Origin of the sequence: Arthrobacter sp. SX1312 (genome assembly GCF_002929295.1) — a bacterium.
Lineage (GTDB): Bacteria > Actinomycetota > Actinomycetes > Actinomycetales > Micrococcaceae > Arthrobacter_D.
Genome location: NZ_PJIM01000002.1, coordinates 112792 through 127248 on the forward strand (window position 1 = coordinate 112792; position 14457 = coordinate 127248).

A 14457-nucleotide genomic window follows, 5' to 3' on the forward strand; every position below is an offset into this window, starting at 1 on the left:
CGGGCCCCACCGACAGAAGGAACGCCACCGTGCGTGTGCTGATCGATCTGGACGAGCGTCGCTTCGAGTGCGAGGTGGCGCACGCCGCGCCGGCCACCACGCTGGCCGACCTGGTGGAGACCGCCGGCGGGCCGCGCCTCGCACCCGACGAGTCCGTGTTCGTCGACGAGACCGAGGTCCGCGGTTCCGCCCCCGTGTCGGAGCTCGTCCTCCTGGAGGGCAGCCGCGTCGCCCGGGCGCCGTGGCAGGTGCCCGCGCGCATCCACGGCTGGAGTGTGACCCTCGCCGGCGGGCAGCACGCCGGCAGGGTGGTCGACGTCCCGCAGGGGCGCGAGATGCTCATCGGCCGGTCCCCGCACGCGGACCTCACCCTGCCTGCCGAGAGCGCATCGTGGGAACATTGCCGCCTGCGCCGGGAGGACGACGGCGTGCGGGTGCTGGACAGCGGATCGACGAACGGCACCCTCGTGGACGGTGAGAAGGTGGGGGACGACGGCGTCCTGGTCCCCGAGATCGCCACGATCACCGCGGGCGGGACAGTGCTCCTGCTGCGCCGGTCCCTCGACGAGACACCGGCCCCCGCGCCGGGCAGCCTGCACAACCTGACGCCCGCAGCGACGGCGCCCTTCAACCGGCCGCCCCGTCCCGGGAAGGCTCCGGCGGCCGACGCGCTGGTCCCTCCGAGCCCCAAGGACGTCCCGCCGGCCAGCAAGTTCAGCTACATCAGCGTGCTCGCCCCCCTCGTGATGGCCGTGGCCATGGTCATCATCCTGCGGGACCTCCGCTTCGCGATGTTCGCCATGCTCAGCCCAGTGATGGCCGTGGGCATGTGGTTCGAACAGAAACGCCGTCATGCCCTCGGCCTCAAGGACGAGGACGCCCGCTTCACCGGGGCGATCGAGGAGTTCGAGCAGCAGATCCGTACGGCGGCCGAGACCGAGACCGCCCTGCGCCATCGGCTGATCCCCGACCCCGCGACCGTCGTGCGGCGTGCGGCCCTCCCCGCCACCTCCCTGTGGCAGCGCCGCGCCGACGCGGACGACTTCCTGGCCCTGCACGCCGGTACCGGCGACGTCCCGTGGAAGCCCCCGGTGGAGCGGGGAGCGGGCCCGCGGCTGCACGAGAAGGTCAAGGACTCCCTCATGGCCGCGCGCCTGCAGGCCGCCCCCGTGCTGGTGGACCTGACCGACGCCGGCGTGGTGGGCATGGTCGGACCGCGGGAGGGGACCCTGGCGCTGGCCCGGTCCCTCCTCGCCCAGGCCACGGTGCACGTAGGACCGGCGGACCTCACCGTCGGCGTCTTCTGCGACGCCGGGCGCGCCGACGAGTGGGAGTGGGCCTCCTGGCTCCCGCACACGCGCCAGGCCGGCAGCAGCACGGGCCAGCGGTGGATGTCCGCGCACCGCGAGACGAGCCTCGCCATGCTGCGCACGCTCAAGGACACGGTCACCGACCTGCCCACACCGGCCCTGCTGGTGGTCCTGGACTCCGAGGTCCTCACCGAGGGCCGGGACGCCCCGGCCCGCGCACTGCTCGGCATGGGCCGCTCCATGCCCGGGGCCTCCCTGACGGCGCACCAGCGCACGTCCCGGGTGGCGGGCATCGTCATCGCCACCTCGGAGGAGCAACTGCCGGCAGCCTGCACCACCATCATCAGGGTGGGTGCGGACGCGGCGGCCACCGTGGAGCAGCCGGAGGACCTGACCCGCGTGGACGACGTCATCCTCGCCTGTCTCGACGAGGAGGAGGCCCTGCGCTGCGCCATGCGCCTCGCCCGCTTCGACGACCCGGAGCTCAGCGTGCCCGGGGCCTCGTTGCCCGCCCTCGTGCGGCTCCCCCGGCTCCTGGGCTACGAGCGCCCGGACCCGGCGACCATCCGCCGCATGTGGGAGGCATCCCCGGGAGTGTCCACGCCGATCGGCACGGACGAGAACGGGACCCTCACGCTGGACCTCGTCAAGGACGGCCCGCACGGCCTGGTGGGCGGCACCACCGGCTCCGGCAAGTCCGAGTTCCTGCGCTCGCTCGTGGCCGGCCTCGCAGCCCGCAACGATCCCACGCGCCTGAACTTCATCCTCGTCGACTTCAAGGGTGGTGCCGCCTTCAAGGCCTGCGAGCGCCTTCCGCACACCATCGGCACCATCTCCAACCTGGACGAGCAACTGGCCGACCGGGCCCTCCTGGCCCTGGAAGCGGAGATGGAGCGGCGCCAGCGGGTCTTCGCGGCGGCCGGCGAGGGCATCGACAACCTGAATGCCTACCTCGCCACGAATCCGGCCGAGCCCATGCCGAGGCTGCTCCTCGTGATCGACGAGTTCGCCATGCTGGCCAAGGATTTCCCGGACGTGCTGAAGGCGCTCGTCAGCGTGGGAGCCGTGGGCCGGACACTGGGCGTACACATGATCCTGGCCACGCAGCGCCCCGCCGGCGTCGTGAGCGAGGACATCCTCGCGAACACGAACCTCCGCGTGGCGCTGCGGGTGCAGAGCCGCGAAGACTCCAGCAACGTCATCGGCGTGCCCGCGGCCTCGGCGATCGGCCGGGCCCAGATGGGCCGGGCCTTCGTGAAGCTGGGGCAGGACGAGATCACCCCCGTGCAGACGGCCCTCGTCACGGGACGCGTGCAGGTGGGCGGCGGCGCGGCAGTGGATGTCCGGGAGGTGCACCGGTTCGGTGTCCCCGTGGCCCCGGCGGCGCCGTCGGCACCCGCGACGTCGGACGAGAACGACCTCGACCTCCTCATCGACGCCGTGGTCGGGGCCAACGCCGACGCCGGCTATGCGCCGCCGCGTCAGGTCTGGCCGGAGGCCCTCGGCGAGCGCGTGGAGCTCGACGGTTTCCTCGCTGAAGGGGACGACGACGGCTCGGCCGACCCGGATCCCCTCCACCTCCCGCGGGTGGGCGGCGTCCGCGGCTCCTCCGTGCTGGTGACCCTCATGGACGAGCCGGAGCTGCAGCGCCAGTCCCCGGCGGGCTGGGACCTGTCCGCCGGGAACCTGATGCTGATGGGCGTGGCCGGTTCCGGCACCACCACCACGCTGGCGTCCATTGCGCTGTCCCTCGCCCGGGACACCGATCCGGCCGACCTGGACCTGATGGTGCTCGACCTGGGCTCGCGGGCGCTCGAGGCCCTGGAAGGCCTGCCACACACCGTGGCCTACGTGGGGTCCGGTGCCGGAGCCAAGGAGCAGCAGGCCCGCTTCCTACGGCACCTGCACGCCGAACTGGAGCGGCGCCGCGCGGAGCCGGGCACCCACCGCCGCACCGTGGTGTTGCTGGACGGCCTGGCATCGCTGCGGGACGAGCTGCAGGACTACGAGGGGCAGCAACTGCTGGACCTGCTGTACCGTGCGTACGCCGACGGCCCGGCGCTCGGACTCTCCTTCGCGGTGTCCACCACCCGCGCCAAGGCGGTGCCCTCGGCCATGAACGAGGTGACCCTGCAGCGGTGGCTGTTCCGCCTGGCGGACACCTACGACTACTCCTCCCTCGGCGTCCGGGGCAAGCAGATCCCCGCCGCACTCCCCGGCCGCTGTGTGGACCCCCGCAGCACGCTCCAGATGCATGTGGCGACGCCCGGCATCGGCATCGCGGCGGCGGTGGAACGGGTACGGCAGAACTGGGCCCACGCCCCCGCGAAGTCCCGGGCGATCAGGCGCCTGCCCGCGGACGTCACCCTGCAGGATCTGGGGGTGGAACCGCAGTTGGACGCCGAGCCGTGGCGCATCCCGATCGGGCTCCAGGAGGCGGACCTCTCCCCGGCGTTCGTGGAGGTCTACGAGGGCGAGCACGCGCTCATCGCCGGGCCCGCCCGGTCCGGGAAGTCCACCCTGCTCATGGCTCTCGCCGCAGCCCTGCGGGGGACGGCCACACCCCAGGGGGTGACCCAGGTCTGGGGCATCTGCGACCGCCGTTCTCCCCTGGCCTCCGCCGCCCTCGACCGGACGGCCGTCGGCGCGGACGAGGTGCCGGCGTTGCTGGCCTCCCTGCGGCTCGAGCGCGGCCCGGTGTTCCTCCTGATCGACGACGCGGAGCGCTTCGAGGACCCTGACCAGTCCATCGCGGGCATCGTGGCCTCCGGGCAGGCGGGCCTGTGCGTCGTCGCTGCAGGACGGGCGGCGGACCTGCGCGGACTGTACGGCCATTGGACCAAGACGATCCGCAAGTCCCGCCTGGGCGTGCTGCTGCAGCCGGACGTGGACTACGACGGCGAACTGCTGGGCACGGCACTCCCCCGGAAGGCGCCGGTGGCGATGACTCCCGGACGCGGATATCTCGGCGTGGGCGGGCAGGTGGCCCTCGTCCAGTCGATCAGCCCCGGCTGACCGGCACCTACGATGACAGGGGCGCCGACGCGGGTGTCCACGGCAGAGCAGACCGACGGCGTTGGAAAGATCGAGGGAACGGTATGCAACTCGCACAGACGGGCCAGGCACTCGGGGCGTCCTACCGCTTCGGCGAACGGGTGGGCTCCGGTGCGGTCGGCGAGGTATGGACCGTCACCGCGACCGACGACCGCATCCTCGCCGCGAAGGTCCTGCGCCCGGAGCACGCCGACGACCCCTCGCTCGTGGAGCGGTTCGTCCGTGAACGGTCCGTCCTGCTCGGACTGCAGGACCCCTCCATCGTCACGGTGCGCGACATGGTGGTGGAGGGCGCCCGGTTGGCCATCATCATGGACTACGTCGCGGGCGGCTCGCTGCGGGACGTGGTGCGGGAGGCCGGTACGCTGCGGCCCGCAGACGCGCTGGAGGTCACCGCCGAGGTACTCGACGCGCTGGCGTTCGCCCACGCGCGGGGCGTGACGCACCGCGACATCAAACCGGACAACGTGCTCCTCGCCCAGCCCTGGCCCGAGTGGACCCCGGGCGACGTACGGGTCTCCGACTTCGGCATCTCCGACGTCGTGGGCGAGAGGGTCCGCCAGACGACCGGCCTCATCGGCACCCCGCAGTACATGCCGCCCGAGCTCATCAGTCAGGGCCGCTCAGGCCCTCCGGGCGACATCTATTCCACGGGGGTCCTGCTCTACGAGCTCCTCGCCGGGCGCACCCCCTTCGCCGGCCCGGGCACGGATTTCAGCGTCGCGTACCGCCATGTCTCCTCACGCCCGCCGAGGATCCCCGTGGACGACGCCCTCTGGGACGTCCTGGCCGGGCTGCTGTCCAAGGACCCCGCGGAGCGGCCCACCGCCCCCGAGGCGGTAGCGACGCTCCGGCGTCTCGCGGCCCGCCTCGCCTCCAGCGCGCCCCTCACGCGCGGGGAGGCCCCGGCGGACTTCGACGACGTCGACCGCCCCGCCACGGTGGTCCGGGGCGCCTTCACGGACGCGGACCTCGCCGCCCTGGCGTCCGCCCCGCCCGCGCACGAGGACACGGAGGTCCCGAGCCTCGGGGACGCGGGCAGCGCGACCATCGCCCGCCCCATGCCGCGCCGCGACGTGCGGCCCCCGGCCGAGGCCCGGCCCGAGCCCGAGGAGGCGCCCCCGTTCTGGCGCACGCGCACGGCCCTCCTCCTCGCGGGGACCGCGGTGCTCCTCCTCGTGGGGATGGTCGTCGGGTTCGTGGTCCTCAGCCCTGGAGAGCAGCAGGCCGCCTCGGGCGGCTCCGGCGATCCACTGACCGCCCAGACGCAGGACACCGCGTTGCCCACGGGGCTGACGATCTCGCGGGCTGCCGCCTACGAGCCCTCCTCCGGGCGGGTCCGTCTGACGCTCACCTACGCGGCCCAGAAGGCGCCGCTGTCCGGGGAGTTCCTCGAGGTGGTCCCCGCGATGGCGGAGGGTGAGGCGTGCCCCGCCGTCACCTGGGAGGGTGCCTCCGTGAAGCGCAACCAGGCCTCGATCACCGGGCTCGACGTGGCCTGCGGCTGGACGCTGTCGGACCTGCAGGTCCCGGCGGGCGGGTCCGTCCAGGTGACCGCCTCGGTGCCGGCGCAACCTGCCGACCAGCAGGCACTCGACGCGTGGGTGCGCGGCGGCTCCGAAGCGACGTCGGCCGCGACGCAGGACCCGACCGTCACAGGCACCGCCTACCCCGTCCAGCGCCTGACGGGCGTGGAGGTCCGCACCCCGGCGCGGGTGGTGACGCCGAGCCCCCTGAGAATCACCCTCATCCCGGTGTGGGCCGGGGGCCCGGACGAGCTGAACCCGCTCTACGTCAGTCCGGCAGCCGGCAAGCCGTCACAGATGCTCACCGCCGTCACCGGCGGCGAGCAGGGGATGCGGTTCGCCGACGGCTGCGGCGGTGCACTCGCCGTCGACAGTTCTGGGCTCACCGTCACGGCCCTGCAGATCACGCCCGAGTGCACCGTGCGCGCCAGCGTCGGGAACTTCACCGAGCTGCAGTCGCCCGCCTTCGACATCACGTCTCGGGAGGACGCTGCCAGGTGACGGCAGCAGGGGTTCGTACCTCACCCGGAGCCGGCCGGCTCCGGGTGAGGTGGCCGGGTCAGCTCTCGTCCTCCGCCGCAGCGGCCTTGAGCGCGTCCTTCTCGGCGCGGAGCGCCTCCGTCTCGTGCTGCTCCTCGGCCTTCTCCTGGTGGATGACCTCGGCCAGGAGCTTCTCCATCTCCTTGGCCACGCCCGCGGCCGACGCCGGGTTCTGCCCGGTCACCAGTCGCTCGTCGACGACGACCTTCTCCTCGAAGGCATCGGCGGAGACGTGGGTGGCGCCCTGCTCCTCGAGCCGGTCCGCCAGGAAGAACGGGATGACCTTGTCCTTCCCCACAGCGACCTCTTCGTCATTGGTGAAGGCAGCCACCCTCCGGCCCTCGACCAGGCGGAGACCGTTGTCCAGTTCGACGTCCAGCAGGCCCGCTGGTCCGTGGCAGACCGCACCCACCAGGCCCCCCGCGTTGTAGATGCCGGCGACGAGCTTCCGCAGGCCGTCGCTGTGCGGGAAGTCCCACATGGTGCCGTGGCCGCCCACCAGGTAGACGGCGTCGTACTGGCCGGGATCGACGACGTCGACACGGGCCGTGTTGTAGAGGCCCGCCCGCGTGGTCTCGTCCTCGGTGAAGGCCACCTGGATGGGGTCCTTCGTGTCCACCTCGTCGCGCGGTGGCTGGCCGCCCTGGATCGAGGCGAAGTCCACGAAGTGCCCGGAATCCTTGAACACCTTCCAGGGGTGCGCGGCCTCGGCCACGTTGTAGCCGGTCTTCTCCCCCGTGTCGCCGAGCTCGGAAACGCTGGTCAGAACCATGAGAATTTTCTTCATGTAGTGCTCCTTTCGTCCGCTTTCCACCCTACGGGGCTGGTTCTCGCAAGGCGTCACCCGGGCGATAACCTGAACGAATGGCAATCCGGGTGCTCGCAGTGGGCCGCAAGCATGAGAGCTGGGTGTCCGAGGGAATCGAGCGGTACTCCAGGCGGCTGAAGAAGCCCTTCGATCTCTCCTGGCAGCTCATCGCCCATTCGGCACGGGAACACGATGCAGCGCGCAAGGAGGAATCGGAGCGGCTCCTCGCCAGGCTCGGGACCGACTACGTGATCCTCCTCGACGAACGCGGCAGGGCCATCGACTCGCCTGCCCTCTCCCGGACCCTGCTGAAACCGCTCGAGGCCTCACGCAGCGTCACGGTGATCATCGGAGGCGCATACGGCGTGGACCAGCAGGTGCACCAGCGGGCCGATTTCACCTGGTCCCTGTCTCCCCTGGTCTTCCCGCACCAGCTCGTACGACTCATCCTCGCCGAGCAGGTGTACCGGGCGCAGGAGATCGCGGGCGGGCGCTCGTACCATCACGAATAAGCCGCCGAGGTAACGATCTCGGTACGACGTGTCGGACCTCTGTGGCGTCGGGGGCCGCGGCCGTAGGGTGAGCCCATGACTACACTGCTGGGGAGCAAGCGTTGGATCGCGGCCATTGCGGCTGCTGGAGCACTCGTCGCCGTGAGCGGCTGCGCGGCGTCGGATCCGGGGGCCGGAGAACCGGCGGCATCGACGTCCGAGACCGCGACCGAAGCACCGACGCCGTCCGGATCACCGTCCACGGAACCGTCCTCGGAGTCGACGGCGCCAGCCACGACACCAGCGCCGGAACCGTCGGCCACGGCCTCGCCGTCCACCGCACCCACGACCGCCCCCGCGGACGCTGCTGTCCCCGCGCCGAGCGCGTCGCCGTCACCCGAGGCGTCCACGCCGGCCGTGGCAGGCACCTGCACTGCCGCCCAGCTGACGGGGTCCGTCCAGGACCAGGCGGGCGGCGGTGCCGCCGGGAGCGTGTACCGCACACTCGTGCTGACCAACGCCTCGGATCAGGGGTGCACGGTCGCGGGGTACCCGGGAGTCTCCTCCGTCGACGGTTCGGGCAACCAGATCGGCGCCCCCGCGGATCGGGACGGGACGGCTTCTGCGCCGGTGCTCCTCGCCCCGGGCGGCTCAGCCACGGCCACCCTGAGGCAGACCAACGCCCAGAACTACGGCGCGGACTGCGGCCTCACGCCCGCGACCGGCCTTCGCGTCTACCCGCCCGGCGCCACCGACTCGCTCGTCCTGCCCCAGGCGCTTCCGGCCTGTTCGGCCGCATCGATCGTGCTGATGACGATCAGTCCCCTGCAGCCCGCTGCCTAGTCCTTTCCTGCAGGTCGGCGTCCTGACCGAGTGTCGGTGCGCTGGGGCATGATGAGGGAGTGACGCAGGTACTGACGAGGTTCACCCCCGCAACCCATGAGTGGTTCGCGGGAGCCTTCTCCGAACCCACTCCCGCCCAGGAGGGCGCCTGGTCCGCCATCTCCGCGGGCTCGAACGCGCTCGTCGTCGCACCCACCGGCTCGGGCAAGACCCTCGCCGCGTTCCTCTGGGCGCTGGACCGGCTGATCGCCTCCGGCGAGGGCAGCGGCGACGTCGAACCCGAGTCAGCGACCCCCGCCAAGGGCCGGAAGGCCCCGGCGAAGCCGAAGCGCAGCACGCGCGTCCTCTACATCTCGCCCCTGAAGGCGCTCGGCGTCGACGTCGAGCGGAACCTGCGGGCCCCGCTGATCGGCATCACGCAGACGGCGAAGCGCCTCGGCCTGCCCGCGCCCAGCATCACCGTCGGCGTCCGCTCGGGCGACACCCCGCAGGCCGAACGCCGGGCCATGCTGACGCGGCCGCCGGACATCCTCATCACCACGCCCGAGTCCCTGTTCCTCATGCTGACCTCGAAGGCACGCGAGACGCTCCTGGAGGTGGACACCGTCATCATCGACGAGGTCCATGCCGTCGCGGGTACCAAGCGGGGCGCACACCTGGCGGTGTCGCTGGCCCGCCTCGACGCCCTGCTCGAGAAGCCCGTGCAGCGCATCGGGCTCTCCGCCACGGTGGAGCCGAAGGAGACGGTGGCCCGCTTCCTCTCGGGCAACGCCCCCGTGGAGATCGTCGCCCCTCCGTCGAAGAAGCAGTGGGACCTGACCGTCACCGTGCCGGTGGAGGACATGACGGAGCTCGGCGGTGCGGCGGCGAACACCGAGGACGACGGCGACGCCGTGCCCCAGGCGAGCATCTGGCCGCACGTCGAGGAGAAGATCGTCGACCTGATCGAGCAGAACCGGTCCACGATCGTCTTCGCCAACTCACGCCGCCTCGCCGAGCGCCTCACCGCGCGGCTCAACGAGATCCACGCGGAACGCCGCGAGCGCGACGCCGTATGGGCGGCGGGCGGTGACCCGACCGCCGTCGAGCCCGCACCCGCCCCCTCGTTCGCGCACACCACCACGACGCCGGCGCAGATGATGGCCCAGGCGGGGCAGACCACCGGCGCCGAGGCGCTCCTCGCCCGCGCCCACCACGGATCGGTCTCCAAGGACCAGCGCGCCCTGATCGAGGACGACCTCAAATCGGGACGACTCCGCTGCGTGGTCGCCACCAGTTCACTGGAGCTCGGCATCGACATGGGCGCCGTGGACCTCGTGGTGCAGGTCGAGTCGCCACACTCCGTGGCGAGCGGCCTGCAGCGCGTGGGACGCGCGGGCCACCAGGTGGGCGAGGTGTCGCAGGGCGTGCTCTTCCCCAAGCACCGCGGAGACCTCATCAACACCACCGTCACGGTGGAGCGCATGCTCGCCGGGCAGATCGAACCCCTCTACATCCCCACCAACCCGCTCGACATCCTCGCGCAGCAGACCGTCGCGGCCGCGGCGCTCGGCACCATCGACGTCGAGGAGTGGTTCGACGTCGTCAGGACCTCCGCGCCGTTCGCCACCCTGCCCCGCTCCGCCTTCGACGCGACCCTCGACCTGCTCGCCGGACGCTACCCGTCCGACGAGTTCGCCGAACTGCGCCCGCGCATCATCTGGGACCGCGTGGAGGGCACCATCACCGGACGGCCCGGAGCGCAGCGCCTTGCCGTCACCTCGGGCGGCACCATCCCCGACCGCGGGCTGTTCGGCGTGTTCCTCGTCGGCTCGGAGGGCGAGGGCCCGCGCGCCGGCGGCCGCCGCGTGGGCGAGCTGGACGAGGAGATGGTCTACGAGTCACGCGTGGGCGACGTCTTCGCCCTCGGCGCCACGAGCTGGCGCATCGAGGAGATCACACACGACCGCGTGCTGGTCTCCCCCGCCTTCGGCCAGCCCGGCAAGCTCCCGTTCTGGAAGGGCGACTCCCTCGGTCGGCCCGTCGAACTGGGGCGTGCCCTCGGCGCCTTCCGACGCGAGATGTCCGGCGCCACACCGGAGAAGGCGCAGGAGCGGTGCGAGAGGATCGGGCTCGACACCTGGGCGTCGGGGAACCTCATCACCTATCTCAGCGAGCAGCGCGAGGCCACCGAAGTGGTGCCGAACGACAGGACGCTCGTGGTCGAACGGTTCCACGACGAGCTCGGCGACTGGCGCGTGGTCCTGCACAGCCCCTTCGGCATGCCCGTGCACGCACCCTGGGCGCTCGCCGTGGGCGCACGGCTCGAGCAGCGCTACGGCATGGACGGATCGGCGATGGCCTCGGACGACGGCATCGTGCTGCGCGTCCCGCTCATGGACGACGAGCCGCCCGGCGCCGACCTGTTCCTGTTCGACGCCGAGGAGCTCGACGGCATCGTGACGGCCGAGGTGGGCGGGTCCGCGCTCTTCGCGTCCCGTTTCCGCGAGTGCGCGGCCCGCGCCCTGCTGCTGCCCCGCCAGAATCCGAGCAAGCGGACCCCGCTGTGGCAGCAGCGGCAGCGGTCGGCGCAGCTGCTCGACGTCGCCAAGAAGTACCCGACGTTCCCGATCGTCCTCGAGACCGTGCGCGAGGTCCTGCAGGACGTCTACGACCTCCCCGCCCTGAAGGATCTCGCGGCCTCGCTCGAACGCCGGGAACTGCGGATCGTCGAGGTCACCACGCAGCAGCCCTCCCCGTTCGCGCGCTCCATGCTGTTCGGCTACGTGGCGTCCTTCCTGTACGAGGGCGACTCCCCGCTGGCCGAGCGCCGGGCCGCCGCGCTCTCGCTCGACCCGACCCTCCTCAACGAGCTGCTCGGCCGGGCCGAACTGCGGGAGTTGCTCGATGCCCGGGTCATCGCCGACACGGAACTCGAGCTGCAGCGCCTCAAGCAGGACCGCCTCGCCCGGGGGCTCGAGGGCGTCGCCGACCTGCTGCGCCTGCTCGGACCCCTGACCGTCGAGGAGATCGCCGAGCGCCTCGCGGCACCCGCCGACGAGCAGGCCGCCGCCTCCGCCCTCGTCGACAGCGCCCCGCCGTCAAACGCGACCCTCCGGGCTGTCGGCGACGGCGCGGACGACGAGGCGTCCCCGTCCGTTGCGTCCCCGTCCGAGGATCCCTCGGACGAGGAGCTGCTCGCCGCGGACGTTCCTGCCACCCCGAATCCCGTGAGGGCCTCACCGGACGTGGTCCGCGGGCACGTGGCCGCCCTCGTGAAGGCCAACCGCGCACTGACCGTCCACATCGGCGGCGTGGAGCGCATCTCGGCCGTCGAGGATGCCGCCCGCCTGCGGGACGCCCTCGGTGTCCCCCTGCCCATGGGCATCCCCCTGGCCTTCATCGAGCCCGTCGACGATCCGCTCGGGGACCTCGTGGGGCGCTACGCGCGGACGCACGGTCCCTTCACGGCCGCCGAAGCGGCATCCCGCCTGGGCCTCGGCGTCGCCGTCGTCGCCGGATCGCTGCAGCGCCTCGCCGGCGCCGGCCGCGTGGTCGAGGGCGAGTTCCGCCCCGCCGAGTCGGTGCCCGTGCTCGACATCTCGGCGGCGTCCGGCGCCGAGCCCGGCACCATCACCGTGCACGCGCCGGCCGCCAGCGAGTGGTGCGACGCCGAGGTCCTCCGGCGCCTGCGCCGCCGGTCGCTGGCCGCCCTCCGCCAGGAGGTCGAGCCGGTGGACCCCGCCGCCTACGGGCGGTTCCTGCCCGCCTGGCAGCACATCGGCTCCGGCCTGCGCGGCCTGGACGGCGTGGTCACCGTCATCGACCAGCTCTCCGGCGTCCCCATCCCCGCCTCGGCGTGGGAGCCGCTGATCCTCGCCCAGCGCGTGGCGAACTACGCGCCTGCCATGCTCGACGAGCTGACGGCCACCGGCGAGGTGCTGTGGTCCGGCGCCGGGTCACTGGCCGGCAACGACGGCTGGATCGCCCTGCACCTGGCCGAGAACGCCCCCCTGACCCTCCGCGCCGACCCCACCTTCGAGCCGACGGCCCTCCACACCGGGCTGCTCGAGCTCCTCGCCGGCGGCGGTGGGTACTTCCTGCGGCAGCTCACCAACCAGCTCGACGTGCAGGAGGCGACGTCGGACACCGCCGTCGTCACCGCGCTGTGGGACCTGGTGTGGGCGGGCAGGATCAGCAACGACACGTTCTCCCCGGTGCGCGCCCTCCTCGCGAACGGCAAGACGGCCCACAAGCAACGGCCGGTCCCGGCTCGCGCGCGGACCTCGCGGGCCGGGCGGCTGGGCCGTGCCCCCGGCAAGTCGTTGACCGGGGCCTCGATGCGCCTGAGCGTCGCGGGCGACGACGCCGCTACCGGCGGCTACCAGCGGGCCACCCCTCCCCTGGCCGCCGGCCGCTGGAACATGCTGCCCGCGGTCGAGGCGGAGACGACCCTGCACGCCCACGCGCAGGCCGAACTGCTCCTCGACCGCTACGGCGTCGTCACGCGCGGGGCCGTCGGCAACGAGGGCATCCCCGGAGGGTTCGGCCTCATGTACAAGGTGCTGGCGCGGCTCGAGGAGATGGGACGGTGCCGGCGCGGCTACTTCATCGAGCACCTCGGCGCCGCGCAGTTCGCCGTGCCCGCCACGGTGGACCGCCTGCGCTCCTTCAGCGCCGACAACCAACTGCCCACCGCCCAGGACGTCCTCGGCGGGGAGGCTCCACCCCTGAAGGCGGTGGCCCTCGCGGCCACGGACCCGGCCAACCCCTACGGCGCGGCGCTGAGCTGGCCGCAGGCCGACGGCGGTCACCGCGCCGGGCGGAAGGCCGGGGCGCTCGTCGTGCTCGTGGACGGAGCGCTCGCACTGTACGTGGAGCGGGGCGGCAAGACGCTGCTGGCTTTCACCGAGGACGTCGACGTCCTGCGGGCGGCTTCGCTGGCGCTGGTCACCATCATCCGCCGGGGGGCCGCGGACAAGATGGCCCTCGAGAAGGTCAACGGCGGCGAGATCCTGGACACGGACATCGGGCGAGCGCTCGCCGACGCCGGCTTCTACACGACACCGAGGGGACTGAGGATCCGTGCCTGAGGGGGATACCGTGTGGCGCGCCGCCCGCGAACTGCACCGCGCCCTCGCCGGGAAGACATTGACACGCTGCGACATCCGCGTGCCCCGCTTCGCCACCGTGGACTTCACGGGTGACACCGTGCAGGAGGCGGTGTCCCGCGGGAAGCACCTGCTGATCCGGGGCGGGGGCGACGACGGCTGGGACATCCACTCGCACCTCAAGATGGAAGGCCTCTGGCACGTCTACGCCCGCGGGGAGAAGTGGCGGAGGCCGGCGTTCAAGGCGCGCTGCATCCTGGAGACCGAGGACGCCGTCGTGGTCGGTTTCGAACTCGGCTTCCTGCGGGTGATCCCCCGCGCCGAGGAGGACGACGCCGTCGGATACCTGGGACCCGACCTGCTCGGCCCCGACTGGGATGCGGAGGAGGCGTTGCGGCGGCTGAGGGAGCAGCCGGAGCGGCCCATCGGCCTCGCCCTGCTCGACCAGCGGAACCTCGCGGGCATCGGCAACGTCTACCGGTGCGAGCTGTGCTTCCTCGCCGGCGTCCATCCGCTCACCCCGGTGGGCGAGGTGCCGAACCTGCCGCGCATGGTCGAGCTGTCCAAGAAGCTCCTCGAGGCGAACAAGGAGCGCAGCACCCGGGCGACGACAGGACAGCTCCGCGGCAACACGCTCTGGGTGTACGGGCGGTCCCGACGGGGCTGCCTGCGCTGCGGCACGCCCGTCGCGCTCGAACAGCTCGGGGACAAGGAGACCGAACTGCGCGAGCTCTACTACTGTCCGCACTGCCAGCCGCGATTGGATGCCCCTGCCGGCGCGGCATTACCCTGACC

General features: G+C 72.4%; 7 protein-coding genes. 6 read left to right on the forward strand and 1 reads right to left on the reverse strand.

The genetic code is table 11. The features are described 5' to 3' along the window. Positions 1-29 precede the first annotated feature (29 nt). Entirely contained in the window at positions 30-4325 is a 4296-nt protein-coding gene (locus CXQ92_RS07930; protein WP_104167024.1) for an FtsK/SpoIIIE domain-containing protein, read from the forward strand. 83 nt (positions 4326-4408) lie between these two features. Continuing rightward, a complete protein-coding gene (locus tag CXQ92_RS07935) occupies positions 4409-6391 on the forward strand; it encodes a serine/threonine-protein kinase (protein WP_104167026.1) in 1983 nt (660 codons plus the stop codon). Between the two features lie 58 nt (positions 6392-6449). Here CXQ92_RS07935 and CXQ92_RS07940 read toward each other — a convergent pair whose 3' ends face one another. After that, entirely contained in the window at positions 6450-7217 is a 768-nt protein-coding gene (locus CXQ92_RS07940; protein ID WP_104167028.1) for a type 1 glutamine amidotransferase domain-containing protein, read from the reverse strand. Positions 7218-7294: 77 nt separating this feature from the next. Between CXQ92_RS07940 and CXQ92_RS07945 the strand changes: the two genes are divergently transcribed. From CXQ92_RS07945 to CXQ92_RS07960, 4 genes are all read left to right on the forward strand, one after another. Further along, the gene (locus CXQ92_RS07945; RefSeq protein ID WP_181033594.1) at positions 7295-7750 is read left to right on the forward strand and encodes a 23S rRNA (pseudouridine(1915)-N(3))-methyltransferase RlmH; all 456 of its coding nucleotides are present in this window, start codon (positions 7295-7297) and stop codon (positions 7748-7750) included. Positions 7751-7825: 75 nt separating this feature from the next. After that, positions 7826-8572 carry a DUF4232 domain-containing protein gene (locus CXQ92_RS07950; protein ID WP_104167032.1) on the forward strand — a complete coding sequence of 249 codons (747 nt, stop codon included), beginning with the start codon at positions 7826-7828 and terminating at the stop codon, positions 8570-8572. A 59-nt stretch (positions 8573-8631) separates the two neighbouring features. Further along, positions 8632-13644 (forward strand): DEAD/DEAH box helicase, encoded by a 5013-nt coding sequence (locus CXQ92_RS07955; protein ID WP_104167034.1) that lies wholly within the window; start codon positions 8632-8634, stop codon positions 13642-13644. Continuing rightward, on the forward strand, positions 13637-14455 hold the full coding sequence (locus CXQ92_RS07960; protein ID WP_104167036.1) for an Fpg/Nei family DNA glycosylase: 819 nt from the start codon (positions 13637-13639) through the stop codon (positions 14453-14455). The genes CXQ92_RS07955 and CXQ92_RS07960 overlap by 8 nt, the downstream gene beginning before the upstream one ends. Positions 14456-14457: the final 2 nt, after the last annotated feature.